We start from the raw sequence: 21,817 nt of genomic DNA on the forward strand, positions 1-21,817 counted from the left end.
GCACTGTCGAGGTCCACCGCGCCAGCATCATGGCCAAGATGGACGCCGGCAACGTCTCCCAGCTCCTGCGCATGGTCCTCACCTCACAAAGGTGATCATGGGCGCGCAAAGGATCGTCGGCGCAGACGATGCTGCCGGAACCGTCAGCTTTTTGACAGCTTTGCGCATATAAAAGGGATCGTCTGCAGATGCGTCCGACCTGGATGCGAGCACCCGTTTTCCTGGGCAGAAGCGAGAGATGAATTTGGATCAGGACATATCACCAGAGGCGGCTGGCGTTTCCTCGCCAGATCGCAGAACTCGCGGCCTTATGATCGGCATCCCGATCGCCGCCGTTCTGGCGTTGTTGACGTTGATCGTGTTGCACCAATTCAGCGACTCGACGGATCTCAAGCCGATTCTCGGTCAATGGACGGCGGCGGAAAACGGCTGGCGGATCAACTTTCACTCCGACAAATCGGTCGAGATCGGCGCCGGAGCCGGAAGTCTGGTGCAAGGATCTTTTTTTCCGAACATTGACGGCATGGTCGCGGTCAAGATGAAAGACGGCAAAGGTTACATTGCCTATTTCCGCGACGTGACGCCGGATCAGTTCGATCTCACGGACAAGGAGACCGGACACGTCATCGTTTTCAAAAGGGCGCCGCCATAGCCAGTCAAACCGGCGCAACTTGCCGGCGCAACTTGCGGAGCGCCAATCGCCGCACTAGTCTCCCCAGCCTTCGCCAATCGATGTCATGGAGTTTTCGATTTGTCGAAAGCCAACATCAGAGGTAAATCGATGCAACCTTCAAAGGCAGTCCCTGAGCAGTCCGCCGCCAAGCCCTTGCCGGACCCGGAAGCCCGGTTCAATGATCCCGTCGCCCGGGCATGCTGGCAAATCCTGCTTGCAACGCGCTTCGTCCTTCCCGCAGGCATGCTCTACCTGGCGGTCCGATATTACTTTTATGGCTGAGCCCCACGGCGCGCCAAAGCCCAAGGCCTTCGCTGGAGCAGCCGCCAAGATTTGACAGGATAAGCGGGCGGCGGAAGGAAGGTTCCGCTAGAGCATATTCCGATCAGATTGAATCAATCCAATCGACAAGATTATGCTCAAGCTTTTGACTCTGGAGCGATTCTGATCGATCGCATGACTTCATGCGATCGGAAAGCACTCTAGCCAATGAGCAGGCGAGGCGCGTATATGCGCCATCGCAGGCTGCCGTTTGTGCGGCAGGTCGCCAGCGAAGGTCCCGACCAATTATTGAAAGGAACAGCGGATGCCCAAGATGCTGGGCGTGCTTATCACGCTCGTACTCGTCATTCCCGCAGTGTATTTTGTAAATCTCCTGCCGATCTCGAATCATGCGAAAAATATCGGCGGCATATTTGTAGGTATTCTCTTGGCGATCATCGCGGTCGTCCTGCTGAAACAATTTCTTGCGTTCTAAATCTCCGCTCTCCTTCCCGCGCGCGATGGCGCATCCCGCAGCGTTCAGCGCCGCGTCTTTGTTGTATGCGTTGCGGGATGAGAAGCGCGCGGCTTCGCCTCGCCCGTCCCCGATCCGCCGGGGTTTGGGGCCGACGGCAGCGTAACAATCGCCTGGAGGCCGCCGAGCGCGCTTTCCTCCAGGCGCAAGGCGCCGCCGCAGCCGTCAAGGACCTCCCGCGCGATGGCGAGTCCCAGTCCGCTTCCGGGCGTCCCGTGATCCAGACGAACGCCCCGCCGGAGAACCGCCTCCCGCGCCGCCTTTGGTATACCCGGGCCGTCGTCCTCGATCGCGATGTCGGCGGTCGTTGCGTTGACGCTGGCTGAAACCCGAACCCGGAAAGCCGCCCATTTGGCGGCGTTTTCGAGCAGATTGCCAAAAAGCTCCGCGAGGTCGTCCTGATCAACGGCGACCCGGAGCGGAGCCGGAATATCGACATCCCAGTGAAGCGGTTCGCCGGTGGGCGTCTTGCGAATCACCGCCGCCAGTCGCTCGATAAGCGGCGCCAGAGGCAGCGACGCGCTGCGGCTGCGCCGGAGTCGCGCAAAAGCGAGCGCGCGTTCGATATGGCGCCGCATCGACTCGGTGAGTTCCTCGATGCTGTCGGCGACTTTATCCTCGCCGCGCTCCCGCAACGCCCGCGCATCGGCGCCGAGCACGGTCAGCGGGGTCTTGAGCCCGTGCGCAAGATCGCCGGCGGCCGCGCGCGCTCTTTCAATCGCCTTGTCCTGAGCGTCGAGCAGAACGTTCACTTCCTCGACCAGCGGCATCACTTCGTCGGGATAATCGGCGGGCAGCCTGCGCCTGGCCCCGGACCGGATCGCCGCAACGCCGCGCCGGACCGCTTCCAGTGGCCGAAGCCCCAGCCAAACCTGTAGCCAGGCGGCGGCGAAAAGCGTCAGGCCGAGCACTGCGAGCGAGGGCGCAAGATCGCGCGCGAAGGTCTGAGCCGCAGCGCGGACGTCCGCGCTGTCGACCGCGACGGCGATGCGCAACCGCCGTTGTCCTTCCGGCGCCGCATAGGTGACCTTGCGTTCCCGCACGATCAGCTTCGCGCGGCCGGGACCGGGGATCAGATGCCGGTGAACGCCCGTATCGCCGAGAACGTCTTCGGGCAGTTCGAGTCTTGCATCCCACAGCGACCGCGAGCGCAAAACGCTTCCGTTCGCTTCGTCGGTCACCTGCCAGTAAAGCCCGCTCAGGGGTTGCTCGAATCGAGGATCCGCGAGCTGCCGCGGAATGATGACGGCGCCTTGCGGGCCGAAGGCGATATTGCCGCCGATCTGGCGGACATAGGTCTCGAGCTCTCTGTCGATCCTCTGCTCCACATGACGCCGGAATAATACGATGAGGCCGACGCCGGAAATGACGAGGGCGCCGGAGATTGACGCCAACGCCAGCGCCAGCAAGCGCAAACGAAGGGAGCGCCGGCTCATTTTTCCGGTTCCGCCACCATGTAGCCGAAGCCGCGGCGGGTCTCGATCAGGTCGACGCCGAGCTTTCGCCTCAGCCGTCCGATGAGCACTTCGACCGCATTGGATTCACGCTCGAAATCTTGTGTGTAGAGATGTTCGGTCAGTTCGAGCTGCGAGATGACGCGGCCGGCATGGTGCATGAGGTAAGACAAAAGCCGATATTCCTGAGGCGAAAGGCTGATGTGCGCCCCGCGCACATTCACCTCCATTCGTCTGGTGTCGAGCGACACCGGACCATTGCGCAGGACCGCCGAAGCCAATCCCGTGGATCGGCGGATCAAGGCTCGCAAACGGGCGACAAGTTCTTCGATCCGGAAGGGTTTCGGCAGATAATCGTCCGCGCCGGCGTCGATCCCCTCTACCCGTTCGGCCCAGCTGCCTCGGGCTGTGAGAATCAACACCGGAAAGCGTCGTCCCGCCTCTCGCCAGCGCTTCAATACGGCAAGGCCATCCATTGACGGCAGCCCAAGATCAAGCACCGCGGCGTCGAAAGGCTCCGTATCGCCGCGGAACCAGGCCTCCTCGCCGTCCTTCTCGCGCTCGACGGCATAGCCGGACGCCCTGAGCGAAGTGGCGATGTCGCGGGCGATGCGATCGTCATCCTCGATCAGCAGCACGCGCATCACTCGCCCCCGGCATCGAGCACAGCTCCTGTTTTGGCGTTGACCTTCACTTCGATCAGCCGGCCTTCAAAATTAATGAGCTTGAACTCGTAAATCCAGGCGCCGTTATCGCGTTCGAACTCGATCTGAGCGAGATCTCCGGGAAATCTTTCCCGGACGACGGGCATGATCTCTTCCAGCGCCATGACCTCGCCCCGCTCGCGTGCGGCCCTCGCGCGCTCATGATCCTGCTCACGCAGTTCGCTCGCCGCCTGCTCCTTGCCTGAAGCGCCGAGCAGCGGAACGAAGGCGCAGCCCCCTAAGGCCAGAGCCCGCGCCGAGCGCCGCCATCGTTCGAATAATTCCATCATCGCAGCAATCTGTCAGACCCACGATGACAGGACGCTGACGCTCATCCTCAGCGATCCGTCAGCGGATCATCTTTACGGTCCGTCCAGTCGCCGACCCGGCTTTCTCCGGCGATCTGGACAGTGCAACGGAGGAATACACGATGCGTCGTATATTGCCACTTATCCCGCTCATCTTGGCTCTGACGGGCGAGTTCGTCTCGAGGGAGGCCAAAGCCTGATGTCCGCGTTCGCCAAATCAAACGGCGCCCGCCGCGTTCCGCAGCTGACGGGCCAGCGCGTCTGGGATCCTCTGGTGCGGATCTTTCACTGGTCCATCGTCGTCGCTTTCACCTTCGCCTGGCTCACGGGCGAGGACTCCGAGCGGCTCCATGTCGCCATCGGCTATGTGATCGTGGGACTCGTCGCTGTCCGGCTTCTCTGGGGCTTCGTCGGCACGGTTCACGCCCGCTTCAACGATTTCGTTTACCGTCCGTCCGTCGTCATCGCCTACCTGATCGACATAACGCTCCTACGGGCGAAACGCTATGTCGGACACAATCCGGCCGGCGGCGCGATGGTGATCGCTCTTCTTGTCATGCTAACGGCCACCTGCGCCACCGGCATTATGATGCTCACCAAAACCTGGGGCGCCACATGGGTCGAGGAGGCGCATGAAGGCGCAGCCAATCTGACGCTGCTTCTTGTCGGGCTTCACCTCGCAGGGGTTTTCGCCGCCAGCGCGCAGCATCGGGAAAATCTTGTCTGGGCGATGATCACCGGCCGGAAGCGCGCGGGATGATCGCGCCGCGTGTGTTTCAGCCCCGGCGCCCGCTGAATATCGCTGCGCGCGCCGGGAAGTTCGTCCTGCAATGGCGACGTGCGATCGCTCAAGCCCGATTTCTTGCGCTTAAGTCTTGCCAATCGCCTTCAGCTCCCCCATTTCGTTATTGTGCAACGCAATATATCCGCCACCGGGCCCGACAGGCCCCCGCCGTATGCAGGCGCCGCGATCCGCAAACTCTCGTTTCTGGAGCGCGGCAAAGTGACCGATCACCTGCTCCGTCTCGCTCCTGAAGGCCGGCGTTTGCGTTTTCTCCATGCTGTCGATGACGCGACGATCAAGTCCTACGGCGAAACAATGTTTCCCCCCGGCGGAATCGTCCTTGGCTGCTTCAGGGAGGGCGTCCTGCGTGCCGTCGGCGAGTTGCGTCCGCGAAACCCGGCCTGGGGCGCCGACGCCGAAGTCGCTATCAGCGTCGAATCGGAAGATCGGCATCATGGGGTCGGGACCGAACTTTTGCGCCGGCTCGTCGAGATCGCGCGCAACCGCTCGATCACCAGAATTCGTCTGACCTGCCTCGTCGACAACGCGCCGATGCAGAAAATCGTCCGAAATCTTGGCGGCGATTTGTATTGGATCGAGGGTGAAGTGGAAGCTGATATCGTTCAGCCCAGGCCAAGCTTCTCCTCGCTGCTCCAGGAAGCATTTGCGGATTTCCGCGGGCTCCTCAACATGATCGCCGCCACAAACGGATTTCCGTATCCTGGCGCCATGGTCAAGCCCCGGGATTTCGGTCCGACGCCACGGCGCGAGAATTTCTGTCAGTCGTCGAACAGATGACGGTAACGGGAGGGTTGAGAGCGCAAATACTGGTTCGGCGCTCTCACCGTCGCGCCGAAATGGGCCGCCGCATGCCACGGCCAGCGCGGATTGTAGAGAATTGCGCGGGCGAGCGCGACAAAATCGGCGTCTCCGGTTCCGATGACGGCCTCCGCCTGATTAAACTCGGTGATCAGTCCGACCGCGACGGTGGGCATGCCGGTTGCCGCCTTTACAGCCCGGGCGAGGGGCACCTGATAGCCTGGTCCGACGGGGATTTTCTGACAAGGGGTCAGGCCGCCGCTCGACACGTTGATGGCGCTGCATCCTCGCGCGGCGAGCGCTTTTGCGAACTCGATGGTCTGATCGAGATCCCAGCCTCCTTCGGCCCAGTCGGTTCCCGAGACGCGTATGCTGACCGGCCGCTCGGCCGGGAAAACATTTCGGACGGCGTCGAATATTTCAAGGGGAAAATGCATGCGGTTTTCGAGGGAGCCGCCGTATTCGTCGTCGCGGCGATTGGCGAGCGGCGACAGAAATTGATGCAACAGATAGCCATGCGCGCCATGCAGCTGGATGGCGTCGAACCCCATTCTCGCGGACCGTCGCGCCGCCTCCACAAATGCGTGGCGAATGGCGGCGAGTCCCTCTCGGTCGAGGGCGGCGGGGGGATTTTCTCCGTCCCCGAAGGAAATAGCCGAAGGCGCGACAGTCCGCCATCCGCGCGGCTCGCGCGGCCCGATTTGTCCGGATCCTTTCCACGGCGAATAAGTCGACGCCTTGCGTCCCGCATGCGCAAGCTGGATCGAGATCGGCATGTCCGAATAGCGCCGCACGCTTTCGAGAACCCTGCCCAGCGCCCTTTCGGTTTCGTCCGACCACAGACCGAGATCGTCCGGGCTGATCCGTCCTTCCGGCGACACGGCGGTCGCCTCGATGATCAGGAGCCCCGCGCCGGAGAGCGCCAGATTTCCGAGATGGATAAGATGCCAGTCCGTCGCCCGGCCTTCGTCCGCCGAGTACTGGCACATCGGCGCGATCACGATGCGATTGCGCAGTTCGAGCGCGCCGATCCTGTAGGGGGTAAACAATGCGCTCATTGTCCGCCTTTTCGATGCGGGGCGTCGCAAGCCGAGAGTTTGTGCAAGGTCGCGCGGCAAGATAGCTCGGCAAGCTGTAAAAAGGGAATTGCGGCTTCTCGACGCGGCGCTGACAACATCGCGCCTCACCATGTTTTTTCAGGAATTCCAAGGGCGCCCGTTCGGGTAAAACAGATCAGGACATCCGGCTTTTGCGGCGTCCGTTGACCCGATGGAAAACATGTCCCAGACTTTGAATTTCCTTGCGCCTGCCGTGTTCGACGTGACCCGTCACGGCGACGGTCACCGTGAAAAAATGCAGCCGGAGCATCACATGTGGTCATGACGACGCTCTGCGCCGTCGGGGACAGGATTGTTCCTGTCCCATGTGGCCCGCGATAAGTCGTCGCACAAAATTCCCATGGATGGCGGGATGAAAACGGAGAAAAGAGACATGCCGAAGAACGCGCTTCAGGCGCGGCCTCACCAAACGCTCGCGGCCCGCGAACAGCGCATGTTTGCCGCCCCCGCGTCTTCGGCGGCGGAAGCCCTCGATCCCGCGGTTCTGCTTGACCGGCTGGTCCATGCCGCAATCGGGAGGCTGACCTCCGGCCTGTCGCCAACCGCTCTCGCGCTCGCCTATCTGGATTGGGCGCAGCATCTCGCCATTTCTCCGGGCAAACAGATGAACCTCGTTCGAAGGGCGATGGGGGACGCGGCCAGGCTGACGTCTTACGCCGCGCTCGCGTCCATCGATCGGAACGCGCCCGATTGCATTGCGCCGCCGCCCGACGATCGCCGCTTCAGGAACGACGCCTGGCGGCGTTGGCCGTTCAACGTGATCAGCCAGGCCTGCCTGATGCGCGAGAATTGGTGGCGCGCCGCGACGTCCGGCGTGGTCGGCGTTTCTCGACATCACGAAAATGTCGTCTCGTTTGTCGCCGATCAGATTCTGGAAGCGATGTCTCCGGCGAATTGCATTGCGACCAATCCCGAGGTTCTTGAAGCGACGATCCGGGAACGCGGCGAAAACCTGACCCGCGGCGCGCGATACTGGATCACGGACCAGGTTCGGGCGATGCTGAATTCGCCTCCTGTCGGCGCGAACGCGTTTCGGCCCGGCCACGAGGTCGCCGTCACCAGGGGCGCGGTGATCTATCGGAACCGGCTGATCGAACTCATTCAATATTCACCGACGACGACGGAGGTTTTCGCCGAACCGGTTCTGATCGTTCCCGCGTGGATCATGAAATATTACATCCTCGATCTTTCGCCCTCCAATTCATTCGTGAAATATCTGGTCGATCGCGGTCATACCGTGTTCATCATCTCCTGGTTGAATCCCACAGGCGATGACCGCGATCTGTCGATGGAAGACTATGTCCGCCTCGGATTGCTCGACGCGGTTCAGGCGGTGGAGGCGATCGTCTCCGGACGCAAGATCGACGCGGTCGGCTATTGCCTTGGCGGGACATTGCTGTCCATCGTCGCGGCCCTTCTGGCTGGAAACGGAAGCGATGTCTTCAATTCGCTGACCTTCCTCGCCTCCCAGGTCGATTTCACGGAAGCGGGTCCGCTGACGCTGTTCATCGACGACGCCCAGATCAGCCTTCTCGATGACGTTATGTGGGACCAGGGGGTGCTCGAACGCAGGCAGATGCTCGGCGCCTTTCAGCTCCTGCAATCGAACTCCCTGATCTGGTCGCATTCGATCAGCGAATACCTTTTAGGCCAGCCGGCCCCGATGTTCGACCTTATGGCGTGGGACGCTGACGCGACGCGCATGCCTTATCGCATGCACAGCGAATATCTTCGTAGCCTTTTCCTCAACAACGACCTCTTTGAAGGCCGCTTTCAGGTCAACGGCCGGCCCATCGCCTTGCGGGACATTTCCGCGCCGATATTTTCTGTCGCCACCGAGAGGGATTTCATTGCGCCGTGGCGCTCGGTCTACAAGATCAATCTCGTCACGACCACAGAGGTGACCTTTGTCCTGACCAGCGGCGGCCACAACGGAGGCGTCGTCGACGAACCGGGCCATCCCCACAGGCGCTACCGCACCAGTCACCGCCCGTCCAGGGATCCCTACGTCGATCCGGACCGGTGGTATGAGGCGAGCCCTGTCGTGGAAGGATCGTGGTGGCCGGCTTTGGCCAGCTGGATGGAAGCGCGGTCGAGCGGCCGCGTCCCTCCGCCGGGCCTCGGCGCGCCGGAGAAGGGGTTCGCTCCGCTCTGCGCCGCGCCCGGAACCTATGTCCTCCAGGCCTGACTCCCGGCTCTTTTGCCGGACCGGGTTTCATGCGAGATCTCGGGCATGGCCGATGTTCTTGTTGTCGCGCGCCCGAATCTTGATCGGGTTTGGCGCCTCGCCTCGCCCCTCGCGCCGGGCGGACGGAGCTCCTACGAACGCGTCGAGGATCGCTATGGAGGCGGCGGTTTTTTCACCGGAGCCGCGCTGATCGCCCTCGGGCATCGCGTTCGTCTTGTGGCGACGCTCGCCGACGACGCGCAAGGCCGGGCGTTTCGCGACGATCTGATCAAGATGGGTTTCGATCTCGAAAACGTCAAAATGGTCGCCGGCCGGACCATACCCGTCGAAGTGCTGATTGATCCGTCGGGAGAACGCACGATTATCGTCTCGGCGTTGGCGGAGCATGCGCCTGTCGCGGCCCTCCCTCCCGCGGCCGCCGATGTCGTCTATGTCAACGCGCGGCGCCTCGAGCCGCGAGTGATGGAGGCTGCGATGAAGCGCAGTCTCGTCGTGGCGCAAGCGCCGCTCGAACCGGACCAACGCCGGCCCTGCCATGTGCTGGTCGCCTCCCGCAGCGACCTGACCGCCGCGCAATTGGCCGATCCGTCCGCCTTCAGCCGAGCCGTGGCCGGAGAGGCCATGGAGGCCTTCGTCCTGACCGACGGCGCGCTGCCGGTCAGGATCTTTAGCGCGGCCGGGGAAGTCGGGATCCCGGTCGCTCCGGTCGCGCCGATCGAAGACAGCTCGGGTGCGGGCGATGTGTTTTGCGCAGGCCTGATCGACGCCCTGATCCGGAGACAGTCCATCGCGGATTCCGTGAGATTTGGCGGCGATCGCGCCGCGCGCTTCCTGATCGACCGCACAAACTTGTTTGAGGCTTCCACGGCATAGGTCCGCCATATCCCGTGAAAGAACGAGCGGAAAGGGACCGTTGGTTTAAGGATCGACTTGCCGTCGCAGCGGCGACGGATGGCTATCCTCTTGACAATTCCATGACTTCACTTGGCGCTTCCATGAATTCACTTGGCGCTTCACCTGACCGGCTTCCCTCCGCTATAACAAACGTAGCCCGGCCGGATCGAGTGCCGGCGGCGGTTTTGCTAATGAGAGGAAAGCCCATGGCGGATGTCAAATTGGACGAAGGTCTCTGGAGGTCCGGCATGCTGCCTGAGGGGGTCGTTGAGAAATGGTTCGTCGCCGATGGCGCTGTCGTCTCCGCGGGCGACGCTATGGCCCAGGTGCGTATTGAAGGCGCACTCCACGACATCATTGCGCCCACTGGCGGGAAAGTCAGGATCGTCGCTTCATCGAACGCCCTCATTGAACCAGGATCTTTGCTCGCGCAATTAATCGACTGATCGAAAGGTTTGCAATCGTCGGGCCTTTCGAGGCCGCCGGGCATCGCATGTGATCCAGCCCCATGGCGGGTGGCGAGACGATGAAACGCGCCGCCGCCGCGTCAAGAGGATGCGTCAAAGTCTTAGCGCGAGGAGATTTTGCGCCAACAATCCGCCTGTTCGATCCGTCTGGCGGCTATTGCGGCCAACTCCAAGAATAAGTTGGCGTCCTTGCTTTTTCAGAAGCGTCTAATTATAGACGAAGCGTTGATAGACGGCGATGACTGCCCGTGCGTAGAAGAAATTCGCAGCGCAGGGACGCTCTTCTCACCTGAAAATGCGATTTCGACGGCCAGCGGCTCCCGCAGGCAAGCAACAACTATGATACTGAAAAGGAAGTTCCATGACGACCGGAACTGTGAAATGGTTTAATCCCGACAAAGGGTTCGGCTTTATTGCGCCCGATAGCGGCGGGGCTGACGCTTTCGTGCATATCAGCGCCGTAGAGCGCGCCGGCCTAGGCGACCTGCGCGAAGGCCAGAAGATTTCCTACGAGCTTGTCGCCGACCGCAAGAGCGGCAAGATGTCGGCCGACAATCTCAAGGCCGCCGACTGAATTCAACGCTGGCGGCCGTGGACATCCATGGCCGCCGTCCTTTGCACCGTTGTAACTCCGAAGAATGTCCTTGTCGCCAGTTACGATCAGAAGGCGCGCTTGCTGTATAACTCCCGCAAGACTGTCAGTGCGATAATCTTGAGGTCGAAAATGAGCGACCAATTGTCGATATAATACAGATCGCAGCGCACCCGGTTTTGGATCTGTTCCACAGTGGCGGTCTCGCCGCGCCATCCGTTGACCTGGGCCCAGCCGGTGATGCCGGGCTTCACGCGGTGGCGCAAGGCATATTGCTGCACCACTTCGGCGAACAGCCGGTTCGCCGCCTTTGTGTTTGGCGCGTGCGGCCGGGGACCCACCAGAGACATCGATCCGTTCATCACATTCAACAATTGCGGCAATTCGTCGAGGCTGAGTTTTCGCAACCATTTGCCAGATCGCGTCACGCGCGGATCGTCCCGCGTTGTCTGCCGGTCCGCCAGCACGTCCGTTTTATCCGTGTACATGGTCCGGAACTTGTAGCAGGTGAACATTCGGTTGTTAAAGCCAAGTCGCGGCTGTCGGAACAATGCCGGTCCCTTGCTGTCCAGGCGCACGACGAGGGCGATGAAAGCCAGGACCGGAGCCAGGATCACCAATGCGATCGCGCCGACCAGATAGTCGAACGCGGCTTTTTTGGCCGCCCGCCAGTCCTTCATCGGAGCTTCGTCGATCGAGATGACCGGATTGGAGCCGAGGGCTCCGAACTGATCCACCCGATAGGAGAAGCCGGCGAGGTCGGTCGTCAGGCAAACATCGGCGACGGTGCTGCTCAGCTGCTCGAGGACAGCGGCGATGCGATCGACGGCGCCAAGCGGCAACGCCACGGCGATCACGTCGAAATGCTCGTCGCGGCTGTCGCGAACGAGGTCCGCGACCGAGCCTCGAACCGGGACATTTGCGAGAGCAGGCGGCACGCGTTCGGAGCGCAGTCGATCATCGTACACTCCGGCGACTTCGAAAGCGTTGGGCTCCGCCTGCAGGCGTTCGATGAATTTCAGACTGAATTCGTTCAACGCCACGATGGCGATGCGGCGGCGAAATCTGCCATCCCTCGTCCATTGCGCGACCAATGAACCAAGGACCAAGCGAAACAGCGCCAGAACAAGAAAAGCGCTCACGCCAAAGGCGAAAGGAAAAGCGCGTTCCGCGGGCCCTTCCGCTTGGACGACGAAAAGACAGGTGATCGACACGCCGACAGCAATGACGATCGCCTTGACGATCAGCGAGATCTGCCGCTCGAAGCTGCGGAACATTTCCAGGGAATAGGCTTTATGCGCGGAGATATAAATCCAGCTTGCTCCAGCTCCGATAATGCCGGCGAGAGCCATATCCGGCCGCCAGGGCGTCTGCAGCGAAACGTTTACCGCGATCGCCGCGAGCCATGCCGCGGCCAGCAGCAGCGCAAGATCCAGGAACGCCGCCACGCTCATGAGCACAGGCGCGGAAATTGGTTTTCCGCCGGGCGCCGCGACCCCGATCGAGCTTCTTGTGGACGCTTCATGTCCGACGGAATAAGAATCCATTGACGATGTCTCCCAGATTAACCGCCATCAGGATACGTTTCGGCGGGCGCTGAAATCCGAGGCCGGGGCGATGTCGGGCCTGAATGGGACAGGCGCCGCAATTGGCTGCGGGGGATTTGGCAATAAAGGCACGCTGACCAGCACCGGGACGCGGACGTGATGTTCGAGGGTTTCGGGCCTCAGATAGCCGCGCCGGAAAAGCTCGGAGAGGAACGCCGTCGCAAGGCCCGCGAACAAACCAAGCGCGACGCCCCCCGCGATAATCACCAGGCGTAGATTGTTCGGGGTCACCGGAATTTCGGCGGCCTGAATGACCCGGACGTTGGCCGTCTTTTTGGCCATCACGTCTTCTTCAAACATCCGCGTGTCGAGGGCCTTCATGACCCTGCCGAAATTATCCGACACGAGTTTGCGCTGGCCATCGAGACGCTCCAGCTCGAATTCCTTCTGACTGAGAGCCCTGATTTGGGCGTCGACCTGCGCGAGTTGCGTCGTGTCGATGTCCCGCCGCGCCTTGCTCGCGTCAAGCTCCTGTTGCGACCGGTTCCTGTCGACCTGCAGCGTATCCAGGACGACGGGGCGGGTGCGGATCTGGTTGCGATAGGGGCCATTGTCAGACGGCTGAGCGTCGAGTTCCTTCCGCAATACCGCCAGCCGTTGCGTCGATTGGGCGATCGCGCGTTCTGCGGCCTGCAGGTCGCGCGCCAGTTCACTCTGCTGACGGAGCAGGAGGAGGCGCTGATTGCTGAAATCGGAGATGTCGTTTTCATTTTTGAATTCGGAATAGGCGCGGGAAACGCGATCGAGTTCCTTTCGCAGGGCGTCCGCCTGTCGCGCCACGAGAGCCGATTGTTCGTCGCGCAGCAATTCGGCTCTTTTCGCGAAATAATCATTGATCTGGGTATTGACCACATCGGCGGCGACCACCGAATCTCGATGGCGGAAGGTGACGACAATGATATTGCCGGCCTTGTCGGCGGTGGCGGTCATGTCCTTCGAAAACGACCCCGCGGCGAGATCGAGCGGATCGATCGCGCGCGCGGGCGCCTTTGGCGCTCCGGCCAGAGCGAACAGGGCGCGTATTCCATCGCCTATGGATTGGCTGATTTGCGCGCGAAGCCCCGGCGGTTTCAGAAGGTCCGGATAGACCCGGTCGAGACCAACCTTCCGCAACGTTTCCTTCGCGAGGCTTGCGCTGTTCAAAATCTCCACTTCGTCTTTCAGGATCGCATCGCGATCCACGACAATCGAGGCGGCCGGTTTCGACTCGTCTCCCGCCATGCGTGGCGCATAATCGGGAGAAAGGAGAACCAGCAGCGTGGAATCTGCGACAAACACCGGTTTGATCATCAACGCCAGAAGGAACGCCAAAGCGATGACCGACGACATCGCGATAAGAATCCGCCGTCTGTCCTTGACGAGGCACGACAAGACCACCCTTAACATCGAGATGGAGCGGGGCGGGTGGTCGGCGCCGGCGAAATCCCTGCCGCCATAAAGCACGTGACCGGCGTATTGCCGTCGGTCATGTCGGCGAATAGAGTCAGCCACCGACCGACACCTCACGAAACTGGGCGCATCGCATTGAGCTTTGATCCGATCGCGATGGCGGATCCCTTTATCAATTACGGCGCCGAGCCGCCCGAAGGCATATGAAGCGCCTAATATGGAACGTTATTTATCACTGTACATTGAACGCCGCAACGAATTACGCGCTTCAGGCGCCGCCATTAAGCAGTCGAACGATTCGCCGAACCGGATTTGACTTTCGCGGCGGAACAGGGAGCCCTTAACAGGTCTCCATTGCGCAGGAAATCAGATAACGAAGCTCCATAACAAAGATTATGCGAATATGATATCCGTTTAAAATCAATTGCCTGGCTCTTTTTTGATCCTGCCCCGCACGCTTTGCCCGCGCACGTAACGGCCGCTCGATCACCAGCCGTGGACGCGCCAGATAAGGTCTGGCCTCCACGCCTCGGGCGCCGTCTCGCTGGGTCATTGGGATCGCACGGTCGAACCGAAACCCTCTCGCCATCGCCGCGTGGAACCACCGGGCCGAGGCTTGCTTGTTCTCCGGCTTCCCCTATTACTGCGATGAGCAAAGAGAGACGCTCGCGGACGCAAGTAAAAAGGCCGACATGCACCTTCGGAACACGAGGGAGGAAAAGGGCCGGATCGGGCGCGACGAGCTTCATCGGGGCCTCAAGAACCGCCACGTCCAGATGATCGCCATCGGCGGAACGATCGGCGTCGGCCTGTTTCTTGGTTCGGCGACGGCGATCCAGAAGGCCGGTCCCGGACTGGTCGCCTCCTACGCCATCGGCGGCGTGATCATGTTTTTCATCATGCGGGCGCTGGGAGAACTGCTGCTCTACAGGCCGGTGTCGGGATCCTTCGCCAGCTATGCGGAGGAGTTCATCGGACCATGGGCCGGCTTCATGACGGGCTGGTCGTACTGGTTCATGTGGGTGGTCCTCGGAATGGCGGAAATCACCGCCGTCGGCGTCTATGTACATTACTGGCTGCCTCAGCTCCCCCAATGGATACCGGCGCTGATCACTCTGGGCCTCTTGTATTTCGTGAACCTGATCTCCGTGAAACATTTCGGAGAGATCGAATTCTGGTTTGCGCTGATCAAGGTTTTGACCATCATCGGGTTGATCGTCATCGGTTTCGCCATCATCTTGTTCAAAGCCGGGGCTCTGGGACAGACCGCGGCCTTTTCCAATCTCTGGACGCACGGCGGCTTTTTCCCCTTCGGACTGTGGGGCGTGATCTTGCCGCTGCAGATGGTCATGTTCTCTTACGAAGGGCTGGAGCTCATCGGCGTCTCCGCCGGGGAAACCGAAGATCCGCAGAGCGTATTGCCGCACGCGATCAACAGCGTCGTGGCGCGGATGCTGGTCCTTTATCTCGGCGCGCTGCTGGTCATCATGTCGCTTGTCCCCTGGTCCCAGTTGAACGCCAATACGAGCCCCTTTGTCCTGGTCCTGGCGAAGATAGGAATTCCGGGCGGCGCGGGACTCATCAATTTTGTCGTGATCACAGCCGCGGCCTCCTCGTGCAACAGCGGGCTCTTCAGCACCGGGCGGATGCTCTTCAGCCTCGCCCGGTCCGGGCAGGCCCCGAAAGCGTTCGGCGCGGTGAGCCGCGGCAATGTCCCGGCGGCGGGCGTCACGGCTTCGGCGGCGCTCATGCTGATCGGCGTCGCGCTGAACTACACGATTCCGGAGCGTGTTTTCGTTTACGTGACCAGCATCTCCCTGGTTGGCTCGCTGTGGACATGGATAATCATCGTTATTTCCCACCTTGGCTACCGCAAGGCGGTCGCGGCCGGCCGATTGCGGGAGGGCGGCTTCCGCATGCCGGGATCGCCGTATTCGAACTGGTTCGTCGTGACGTTTCTCATCCTCGTGGCGATGCTCCTCAGCCTGGATGAAGGCACGCGCGTGGCGCTCTATGTCGCCCCTCTCTGGTTCGCCTTGCTCGCCGTCGGTTACCAGGTCTCACGGCGAGCCCAACTCGCGCGGGGCTGAGCCGCTTCCATCAGTCCGGCGGCTGAAACCCGAGCCTGCGCGCAAGCAGGCGTTTCAGGATTCCGAGTTCGCTGACGCCAAAAAGCCCGGCGACGGCGAGATAAATGGAAAGACCCGCCGCGCAGAGGATGCCGGCCCGCAAGAGGATTTCGCCGGGGCCCATGCCTGGCAGCGCATGAAGGAGGTAAAGCCGCAGCCGCAATCCAATTCCGATCGCGATCCCCGCCGCCACCGCGAGGCGCGCCGCCGCCTCCATCATACTGGGCGCGGCATCGAGCGTGGCGCCGATCGCCGCCGCCTCCTTTTCAAAGCGTCGATGCTGCATCCAGCCAAGGATGAAAATATAAAGAAGGATGGCGATCGAGCTTGCGATCGCCAGTCCGATCGCGCCGCCCTGATGGCGAAGCGCCACATAGAGTGGCGCTGTCATGATCGCGACCAACGTGCCGACGGCGGTTGGCAGCCATGTCCGCCCCAGGGCGTAAAAGCCTCGGCTGATCAGGGTCTGCGCCGCCCAGCCGCTGAGGCCAAGGCACAGAAAGGCGAGGATCGTCCCCGTCGCCTCTGCATCCGCGATGCTGAACCGGCTGGCGAACAAACCCCATACCAGATAGGACGCCTCGAACCCCGCAAGCGTCAGGCAGACCTGCGCCGCGAACGTCAAGGCCAGCATCAGCCGCACCGAACGGCACAGGACCGCGTAGGCCTCGACTACATCGCCCGCCGCGACCATGCGGCTGATCGTCGGATAGGCGGCGACCCCGGCGGCCATACCGAACACGCCGATCGGCACTTTCATCAGCGTCCGTCCATATTGCAGATAGGATAAGGCACCGGCCGGAAGATAAGAGGCCTGGTTCTTGACGATCCACTCGTCGACGACGACAATCGAGAACCCGATCATGATCGGAAGCGAAAGCCAGAGATAACGCCGCAGGTCCGCGTCATGAAGGGACAGGATCGGGCGCCACCGCATCCGCGCCCTGAGGCAGCCATAAAGCGGCAGCGCGAACGGCCCCAGCGCGGAACCGGCCAGCACGCCCCAGGCGAATCCGTCGGCGCCCATTCCTGGGTGGCGGGCCCCAGCGAGGCCGCCGGCGATAATGCCGGCCGAATAGACCAAAGGCGCCATCGCCGGCAGAAAATGGCGGTCCTTGGCCTGCAGGGCCGCCGACAGCAATCCTCCCACGATCAGGAAGATCTGCGCCGGCAGAATGATCCGCATCAGCCGCACCAAGGCGTCGATTTCGTCGGGACGGGAAAACCCGGGCGCGACCAGAGACGTCAGCGGGCGCGCGAAAGCCATCAACAGCGCGATGGCCACGAGTCCAATGACGAGGATGAAATTGGCGATGACGCTCAGCGCATCCCATCCGCCCGCCTCGTCGCCGCGTTCGAGGTGCTGAAGGAAGATCGGGATGAAGACGATCGACAGGGCTCCCGCCGCGAGAAGATAATTCAGAAAATCCGGCAGCGTGAAACTCGCGAAATAAAGGTCTGCCTCCCGACTGGCCCCCAGCGTGCGGCCAATGATTTGCTCGCGCACAAGGCCCATGATGCGGCTGAGGAAAATCGAGCCGGCCCAGATTGCCGAAGCGATGCCGATCGTCCGCGCCTGGCTGTTGCGTCGTTGTCCGTTCGTGAGCAAGGAATGAATCGCTTTTGCGTGAGACGAAGGCGGCCTTGTCGCAGACATTCCTGCGGCCGGCGGGCGGGCGCCTCTTCCCGTGAGAAAGGGGCAGATGAGGCGTTTGCTCCCGGCCTGTGGCGGATTGGATGGATTTTGAATCGTTCCGGTTCATTTGTCCATGTTTTGACGATGAATTCATACGGCGCGACAACCTTGAGGGCTTTCAGGCGCCACGCGTTAGTGTAGGCGCTGATGAAATCGCGGAGATGCGTTTTGGGCTGATCATGCGTCTCGTAGTGAGGCGTTTGACGGGGGCTTCGCTGATTGTCCGGTTCATCCGCTCGACCTGGTCCAGGGGTTTTTCACCTGGCGAGCCAATGTTCGACGCCGTTCTCCCGGCGACGCGCGTCAAACATATGCGTCAGGTATGTTTTGCTGGTGGTCCGTCGGCGTAGCGCGGCGGGAAGGCGCCGCCAAAAAGGGCCGCGCCTTTGCGCAACCTCCGCGATCGTGGCATCGCGCCTCATATCGTCAGTTTCTGGCGTCAGGGCGCGGCAAACGCCCGGAATTCCGCGAGAGCTGGAGGCGCTACGGGGTTTTCGGAGTGAGGTGTGCCGGCCGGGGCCCAGTCATAAGGCACGGGTTGAGCGCGGTAGACCCAATTGCTCTGGTCGCCTCCAGGCCCGTTCGGGAATGAACCAAAATAAGGACTGACGTATTCCCAGACGATTTCGCCCTTCGGCGTGACCTGGAAGAAGCGGCCATTGGCGCCCTCGTCGATCAGCGTGTTGCCGTTGGGCAGGCGTCTGGCGCTGCTGATGAAGCTTGACCGGAATGTCCAACCCGGTCGCCCGGAGCTTTCTCCGGTATATTCCCAGACGATCTCCTGTTTGACGGGGTCGATTTCCAGCACGCGTGATCCGCCGGTGACGGCCAGCGGAACCGGTGGGTAGCCGCCTTCGCCTTGATTGTCGAAGACGAGGAGGTTTCCGGCGCCGGGCAGTCCCTGGGCGATCAGATGCGCGTCATGCTGGCCGGAGATCTGATCGACGGGCCGCGGAATCTGTTTCTTGCCGCCGGTCAGTTCGTCGCCGGTGGGATAATGCGGCCCCAGAGACCAGACGATCTTGCCGGTCTTTTTATCGATGATGATTGTGAAATTGGCGTTCCGCGAATCTATCAGGACATTGTCAGGGTCGAACCGCTTGTCGCCGGCGTCGAACCAGCGGTTGGGTCCAAGGACGCTGAGATTGTTGACATGAAGGTAGTCGGCGGTCTTCGCGTTGCGGACGAGCCTCAGTTCATCTGGCGAAAATCCAAATTCTTCGAGATGGTCGGATGCAATCCACTTCCAGGCGATATCGCCGTTAGGTTTGATTTCATAGATGACGTCATCGAGGATCTGGGGTTGCGCAAATCCCGCGACAGGATGCACCAGATTCGCCAGAATCAGCGTATTGCCGTTCGGGAGGCGGCGCCAGTCATGATGTTGTTGCGCCGCGTCGCCCGGCGCCTTGCCGCCGCCCCATTCCCACACGGTTTTTCCATCCCAATCGACCTCGCCGATCGTCTTGGATATATCGAGATTGACGCGTCCCGGGACAACGCCGACGCCGTTGGCGTCGACCGTCGACAAAGTGACGAGGACGCGTCCGCGCGCGCCTCCCACGAGAGCCGGATCGAGAAAAAGGCTCGGAAATCCGGCATATTTCCACTCGCGCGCGACGTGCCCGTTGAGGTCGATGAGACGGGTGATCTTGTCCGGACCGGAGAAAATGACGAAGCTATTGTAGGCCTTCGCCGGGTCGTATCGCGTGACGCCTGTGGGATAAACGCTCGGTTCCGCCGAAACGTCGAAAACAGGAGCGATGAGCGCCAGTTGCGAAAACGCAAGGGTCGCCGCCGATCGAGAAAGCCATCGGGCGCAGCGCGGAGTGAGACGCTGGGCGAATGCGCGAGAGATCATGGTGCGGGGGCCTTTCGTTAGAGGGCTGGTCGGCGAATGTCCGGCTAGGGCGGATGGAGACGGCAATCGTGCAGGCGGCCACGACGAGTAAAATAGATAATATCTATAGACTTACTATTTTTATAGTTGGAAATCTGCGCTGTCAATTGACGGTGTGCGGGCGAACGCCCTCGCTGAAGCGCGGCTGCGCGGACTCAAACAAAGAAATTGCTCTGTTCAGATCGCCGCGCGGATCATGTCCGAGACGTGCTGCAACCCGGTGAGCGATATCGGCGAATTATCGCCTCCGCCTCGAATTCCTCCGCCTCGAATTCCCGCTGGCGTCACGCCGGGCGGCGCCAGGGGGCGGTGAGGGCCTTGCTGCTCCCGGCTCGCCGCCCACACGAATGTGATTCGCGGGAAAGTCCCAAAGCCCGCACGATCGTCGCGCGCCTGCGCTTGCGTTCGCCGCATAAGCGGCGGGCGCCGCTTACTGGAGAACGATTAAATGCAAAATATGAGCGCGAGCGTGCTTTATCCCCTCATCCTGATCGCCGGAGCCTTGCAGGCTTGGGGACCGCCGATGAACGGCGTGCTTCGCAATTCGCTGACGAATCCCTGGCTCGCCAGCCTCGTGTCGTTCCTCCCCATCGTCGCGTTTCTGGCGTGTCTCTGGCTTTGTGTGCCTCGACCTTTTCCGACGCTGGAAGGCGTCAGCGCAATGCCCTGGTGGGCGCCTCTCGGCGGCCTCGTTGGCGCATTCGCTGTGGTCGCGGGGCTGTTGTTCGTGAATAAAGTCGGGGCCGGTGCCTTTGCCGGACTAACGATCACCGCGAACATCCTCATGTCGCTTATGATCGATAGATATGGTTGGTTTGGAATGGAGGTTCATCCTCTCAATGGTTGGCGAATTCTCGGCGCGATGCTGATGGTCGGCGGAATTTCGCTCATCGCAAGGTTTTAGCGGCTGCTTCGCGCATGGCCGGCGCAAAGATGTGACTTCAAAAAATAAGCAGGGCGACCGCAGTAAAGCATCGCTGTTGATTGGAACTTTTGCCCCCTCCGCCGGTTGCCGGAAAATTACAGAAAACCACAATAGGAATTCACAATATGACCGAGTTCAACCCAGAAGATGTCAAATCGACCGGGAGTATGCAACGAGGCGTCAGTCTGACCCGCCGCAGAACCAACGCCTTGGTTGCCGCGGTCGCAACCTTCGGCGCTTCCTTTGGCATGCGTCCGGTCGGTGCTTACGCTCAGGCCAAGGAAGAGGGCAAAGGCGAAGGCAAGGAAGAGGGGAAATGGGAAGGCAAAGGCGAAGGCAAAGGATGGGGAAAATTCGAAGGTAAATTTGACGGTAAGTTCGAAGGCAAATTTGAAGGGAAATTCGAAGGCAAGCTGGACGGCAAAGGAGAAGGCAAATTCGAAGGCAAGCGCTGGGCGCGAGGCGAAGGCAAAGAAGAAGGCAAGGGAGAAGGTAAAGCAGAGGGCAAATTCGAAGGCAAAGATTAGCTGTCAGACGCCGGCGCACAAAAGGAAACAGCCAATTTCATACGGTGATCTCATTTCCCGAGTGGACTTCTCTTTACAGCGGGACAGTCCCTTTTCTTATGTGTGTAACGCCTGCAAGCGCTGCTGCCATAACAAGGCCATTCGTGTTGGTCCTTATGAAATCCTGAGGTTGTCAAGATTTCTAGGAATTTCCACCACCGAATTCATTACACATTATTCCGAAGCGGGAGGAACCGTTCTTCGTACACGGGGATCTGACGGTGGCTGCGTGTTTTTGAACGGGCGCGGCTGCGGCGTACATCAGGATCGGCCGCTGGCCTGCCGGATCTATCCCCTCGCCCGCTGGGTCAGCCCTGAGGGTGAGGAAAGTTTCGGCCATCTTGCGGCACACCCGCAATCGGCCGGCGTCTACGGCGTGGGTGGGAAAGTCATCGATTATCTCGAGGACCAAGGTCTCATGCCGTATTTTGAGATGGGGGACCGCTACGGACCCATCTACCGTCGCATGGTCGATATGCTTCATCGGTTTGACGCGCAAGCAAATGAGCGGCGGGCCGACTTTCGCCGTGCGCTCGATGACATGTCCGAGGGGAGCATTGGTTCGCCCTGGCTCGATGTTGATGCAGCCGTGGCGGCGTATTGCGGCGCGGAAGGCCTTTCCCCGCCAGAGTCTGTCGAAACGACCATTAAAATGCACATCGAGGCGTTAGGAGCGTGGTTGGATGAAATGGACGCGGAGGACGAACCCGGCAAATGTGAAGAGCAGACCGACCGCAATTAGGAACGACGGCGTCGCTCAGGGAGCGGTACAGGACAAGGATTAGATCGGCGCCAAAACATCGCGGCT

The 21,817-nt window shown here is 61.0% G+C and carries 23 protein-coding genes and 1 pseudogene; 14 read left to right on the forward strand and 10 right to left on the reverse strand.

Annotation, left to right across the window (positions count from 1 at the left end; translation table 11 throughout):
* The 4 genes from BM177_RS17300 to BM177_RS20210 form a co-directional block, all read left to right on the forward strand.
* A partial coding sequence (locus tag BM177_RS17300; RefSeq protein WP_280140582.1) for a LuxR C-terminal-related transcriptional regulator occupies positions 1 to 95 on the forward strand: 95 nt, incomplete at its 5' end.
* A 143-nt stretch (positions 96 to 238) separates the two neighbouring features.
* A complete protein-coding gene (locus BM177_RS17305; protein WP_139223704.1) occupies positions 239 to 652 on the forward strand; it encodes a hypothetical protein in 414 nt (137 codons plus the stop codon).
* Between the two features lie 99 nt (positions 653 to 751).
* The gene (locus tag BM177_RS19670; RefSeq protein ID WP_139223705.1) at positions 752 to 955 is read left to right on the forward strand and encodes a hypothetical protein; all 204 of its coding nucleotides are present in this window, start codon (positions 752 to 754) and stop codon (positions 953 to 955) included.
* Between the two features lie 304 nt (positions 956 to 1,259).
* Positions 1,260 to 1,430, forward strand: coding sequence for a hypothetical protein (locus BM177_RS20210; protein WP_175492679.1), 171 nt, complete (start codon positions 1,260 to 1,262; stop codon positions 1,428 to 1,430).
* 44 nt (positions 1,431 to 1,474) lie between these two features.
* On the opposite strand, the gene BM177_RS17310 is transcribed toward BM177_RS20210, so the two are convergent.
* The 3 genes from BM177_RS17310 to BM177_RS17320 are packed head-to-tail and all read right to left on the reverse strand — an operon-like array spanning position 1,475 to position 3,917.
* Positions 1,475 to 2,905 (reverse strand): ATP-binding protein, encoded by a 1,431-nt coding sequence (locus BM177_RS17310; protein ID WP_091686158.1) that lies wholly within the window; start codon positions 2,903 to 2,905, stop codon positions 1,475 to 1,477.
* Positions 2,902 to 3,567 carry a response regulator transcription factor gene (locus tag BM177_RS17315; protein WP_091686161.1) on the reverse strand — a complete coding sequence of 222 codons (666 nt, stop codon included), beginning with the start codon at positions 3,565 to 3,567 and terminating at the stop codon, positions 2,902 to 2,904. The genes BM177_RS17310 and BM177_RS17315 overlap by 4 nt, the downstream gene beginning before the upstream one ends.
* Positions 3,567 to 3,917 (reverse strand): PepSY domain-containing protein, encoded by a 351-nt coding sequence (locus BM177_RS17320; RefSeq protein ID WP_091686164.1) that lies wholly within the window; start codon positions 3,915 to 3,917, stop codon positions 3,567 to 3,569. Before BM177_RS17320 ends, BM177_RS17315 begins: the two co-directional genes overlap by 1 nt.
* 217 nt (positions 3,918 to 4,134) lie before the next feature.
* On the opposite strand from BM177_RS17320, the gene BM177_RS17325 reads away from it, so the two are divergent.
* Together BM177_RS17325 and BM177_RS17330 are read left to right on the forward strand one after the other, a co-directional pair.
* On the forward strand, positions 4,135 to 4,695 hold the full coding sequence (locus BM177_RS17325) for a cytochrome b/b6 domain-containing protein (protein WP_091686167.1): 561 nt from the start codon (positions 4,135 to 4,137) through the stop codon (positions 4,693 to 4,695).
* A 243-nt stretch (positions 4,696 to 4,938) separates the two neighbouring features.
* On the forward strand, positions 4,939 to 5,517 hold the full coding sequence (locus tag BM177_RS17330; protein WP_139223706.1) for a GNAT family N-acetyltransferase: 579 nt from the start codon (positions 4,939 to 4,941) through the stop codon (positions 5,515 to 5,517).
* Here the strand turns inward: BM177_RS17330 and BM177_RS17335 are convergent.
* On the reverse strand, positions 5,499 to 6,596 hold the full coding sequence (locus tag BM177_RS17335; RefSeq protein WP_091686173.1) for an NADH:flavin oxidoreductase/NADH oxidase: 1,098 nt from the start codon (positions 6,594 to 6,596) through the stop codon (positions 5,499 to 5,501). The two genes, BM177_RS17330 and BM177_RS17335, sit on opposite strands and share 19 nt — an antisense overlap.
* 175 nt (positions 6,597 to 6,771) lie before the next feature.
* The gene (locus BM177_RS20965; RefSeq protein WP_280140580.1) at positions 6,772 to 6,906 is read right to left on the reverse strand and encodes a hypothetical protein; all 135 of its coding nucleotides are present in this window, start codon (positions 6,904 to 6,906) and stop codon (positions 6,772 to 6,774) included.
* Positions 6,907 to 7,029: 123 nt separating this feature from the next.
* Between BM177_RS20965 and BM177_RS17340 the strand changes: the two genes are divergently transcribed.
* The 4 genes from BM177_RS17340 (at position 7,030) to BM177_RS17355 (ending at position 10,779) form a co-directional block, all read left to right on the forward strand.
* Positions 7,030 to 8,844, forward strand: coding sequence for a PHA/PHB synthase family protein (locus BM177_RS17340; RefSeq protein WP_175492680.1), 1,815 nt, complete (start codon positions 7,030 to 7,032; stop codon positions 8,842 to 8,844).
* 45 nt (positions 8,845 to 8,889) lie between these two features.
* The gene (locus tag BM177_RS17345; protein ID WP_091686177.1) at positions 8,890 to 9,717 is read left to right on the forward strand and encodes a PfkB family carbohydrate kinase; all 828 of its coding nucleotides are present in this window, start codon (positions 8,890 to 8,892) and stop codon (positions 9,715 to 9,717) included.
* A 227-nt stretch (positions 9,718 to 9,944) separates the two neighbouring features.
* Positions 9,945 to 10,184, forward strand: a complete 240-nt coding sequence (locus BM177_RS17350; protein ID WP_091686179.1) for a biotin/lipoyl-containing protein — start codon at positions 9,945 to 9,947, stop codon at positions 10,182 to 10,184.
* Positions 10,185 to 10,566: 382 nt separating this feature from the next.
* On the forward strand, positions 10,567 to 10,779 hold the full coding sequence (locus BM177_RS17355; RefSeq protein WP_091686182.1) for a cold-shock protein: 213 nt from the start codon (positions 10,567 to 10,569) through the stop codon (positions 10,777 to 10,779).
* 86 nt (positions 10,780 to 10,865) lie between these two features.
* On the opposite strand, the gene BM177_RS17360 is transcribed toward BM177_RS17355, so the two are convergent.
* A complete protein-coding gene (locus BM177_RS17360) occupies positions 10,866 to 12,344 on the reverse strand; it encodes an undecaprenyl-phosphate glucose phosphotransferase (RefSeq protein WP_091686185.1) in 1,479 nt (492 codons plus the stop codon).
* A 27-nt stretch (positions 12,345 to 12,371) separates the two neighbouring features.
* Positions 12,372 to 13,895 carry a GumC family protein gene (locus tag BM177_RS17365; protein WP_139223707.1) on the reverse strand — a complete coding sequence of 508 codons (1,524 nt, stop codon included), beginning with the start codon at positions 13,893 to 13,895 and terminating at the stop codon, positions 12,372 to 12,374.
* 590 nt (positions 13,896 to 14,485) lie between these two features.
* Between BM177_RS17365 and BM177_RS17370 the strand changes: the two genes are divergently transcribed.
* Positions 14,486 to 15,883 (forward strand): amino acid permease, encoded by a 1,398-nt coding sequence (locus tag BM177_RS17370; protein WP_091686213.1) that lies wholly within the window; start codon positions 14,486 to 14,488, stop codon positions 15,881 to 15,883.
* A gap of 10 nt (positions 15,884 to 15,893) precedes the next feature.
* Here BM177_RS17370 and murJ read toward each other — a convergent pair whose 3' ends face one another.
* From murJ to BM177_RS17385, 3 genes and pseudogenes are all read right to left on the reverse strand, one after another.
* Positions 15,894 to 17,531: a murein biosynthesis integral membrane protein MurJ gene (murJ, locus tag BM177_RS17375; protein ID WP_244532408.1), complete on the reverse strand. Its 1,638-nt coding sequence runs from the start codon at positions 17,529 to 17,531 to the stop codon at positions 15,894 to 15,896.
* 101 nt (positions 17,532 to 17,632) lie between these two features.
* A pseudogene (locus BM177_RS20775) lies at positions 17,633 to 17,979 on the reverse strand (IS481 family transposase); the annotation flags it as partial.
* Between the two features lie 78 nt (positions 17,980 to 18,057).
* Entirely contained in the window at positions 18,058 to 19,479 is a 1,422-nt protein-coding gene (locus BM177_RS17385) for an aryl-sulfate sulfotransferase (protein WP_091686196.1), read from the reverse strand.
* Positions 19,480 to 19,966: 487 nt separating this feature from the next.
* On the opposite strand from BM177_RS17385, the gene BM177_RS17395 reads away from it, so the two are divergent.
* The 3 genes from BM177_RS17395 to BM177_RS17400 all read left to right on the forward strand — a co-directional run bounded on the left by BM177_RS17395 (position 19,967) and on the right by BM177_RS17400 (position 21,751).
* Positions 19,967 to 20,422, forward strand: coding sequence for a DMT family transporter (locus BM177_RS17395; RefSeq protein WP_244532409.1), 456 nt, complete (start codon positions 19,967 to 19,969; stop codon positions 20,420 to 20,422).
* Positions 20,423 to 20,568: 146 nt separating this feature from the next.
* The gene (locus BM177_RS20220; protein ID WP_175492681.1) at positions 20,569 to 20,970 is read left to right on the forward strand and encodes a hypothetical protein; all 402 of its coding nucleotides are present in this window, start codon (positions 20,569 to 20,571) and stop codon (positions 20,968 to 20,970) included.
* A 100-nt stretch (positions 20,971 to 21,070) separates the two neighbouring features.
* Entirely contained in the window at positions 21,071 to 21,751 is a 681-nt protein-coding gene (locus tag BM177_RS17400) for a YkgJ family cysteine cluster protein (RefSeq protein WP_244532412.1), read from the forward strand.
* Positions 21,752 to 21,817 lie beyond the last annotated feature (66 nt).

Origin of the sequence: Methylocapsa palsarum (assembly GCF_900114285.1) — a bacterium.
GTDB classification, from domain to species: domain Bacteria; phylum Pseudomonadota; class Alphaproteobacteria; order Rhizobiales; family Beijerinckiaceae; genus Methylocapsa; species Methylocapsa palsarum.

What these genes read in the sequence shown, in the direction of transcription:
- BM177_RS20210 (WP_175492679.1), top strand. Translation starts at nt 1,260, where the DNA reads ATGCCCAAGATGCTGGGCGTGCTTATCACGCTCGTACTCGTCATTCCC.
- BM177_RS17370 (WP_091686213.1), top strand. Translation starts at nt 14,486, where the DNA reads ATGCACCTTCGGAACACGAGGGAGGAAAAGGGCCGGATCGGGCGCGAC.
- BM177_RS17345 (WP_091686177.1), top strand. Translation starts at nt 8,890, where the DNA reads ATGGCCGATGTTCTTGTTGTCGCGCGCCCGAATCTTGATCGGGTTTGG.
- BM177_RS17320 (WP_091686164.1), bottom strand. Translation starts at nt 3,917, where the DNA reads ATGATGGAATTATTCGAACGATGGCGGCGCTCGGCGCGGGCTCTGGCC.
- BM177_RS17310 (WP_091686158.1), bottom strand. Translation starts at nt 2,905, where the DNA reads ATGAGCCGGCGCTCCCTTCGTTTGCGCTTGCTGGCGCTGGCGTTGGCG.
- BM177_RS17335 (WP_091686173.1), bottom strand. Translation starts at nt 6,596, where the DNA reads ATGAGCGCATTGTTTACCCCCTACAGGATCGGCGCGCTCGAACTGCGC.
- BM177_RS20220 (WP_175492681.1), top strand. Translation starts at nt 20,569, where the DNA reads ATGACCGAGTTCAACCCAGAAGATGTCAAATCGACCGGGAGTATGCAA.
- BM177_RS17355 (WP_091686182.1), top strand. Translation starts at nt 10,567, where the DNA reads ATGACGACCGGAACTGTGAAATGGTTTAATCCCGACAAAGGGTTCGGC.
- BM177_RS17360 (WP_091686185.1), bottom strand. Translation starts at nt 12,344, where the DNA reads ATGGATTCTTATTCCGTCGGACATGAAGCGTCCACAAGAAGCTCGATC.
- BM177_RS17395 (WP_244532409.1), top strand. Translation starts at nt 19,967, where the DNA reads ATGCAAAATATGAGCGCGAGCGTGCTTTATCCCCTCATCCTGATCGCC.
- BM177_RS17350 (WP_091686179.1), top strand. Translation starts at nt 9,945, where the DNA reads ATGGCGGATGTCAAATTGGACGAAGGTCTCTGGAGGTCCGGCATGCTG.
- BM177_RS17315 (WP_091686161.1), bottom strand. Translation starts at nt 3,567, where the DNA reads ATGCGCGTGCTGCTGATCGAGGATGACGATCGCATCGCCCGCGACATC.
- BM177_RS17385 (WP_091686196.1), bottom strand. Translation starts at nt 19,479, where the DNA reads ATGATCTCTCGCGCATTCGCCCAGCGTCTCACTCCGCGCTGCGCCCGA.
- BM177_RS17305 (WP_139223704.1), top strand. Translation starts at nt 239, where the DNA reads ATGAATTTGGATCAGGACATATCACCAGAGGCGGCTGGCGTTTCCTCG.
- BM177_RS17340 (WP_175492680.1), top strand. Translation starts at nt 7,030, where the DNA reads ATGCCGAAGAACGCGCTTCAGGCGCGGCCTCACCAAACGCTCGCGGCC.
- BM177_RS17325 (WP_091686167.1), top strand. Translation starts at nt 4,135, where the DNA reads ATGTCCGCGTTCGCCAAATCAAACGGCGCCCGCCGCGTTCCGCAGCTG.
- BM177_RS20965 (WP_280140580.1), bottom strand. Translation starts at nt 6,906, where the DNA reads ATGCTCCGGCTGCATTTTTTCACGGTGACCGTCGCCGTGACGGGTCAC.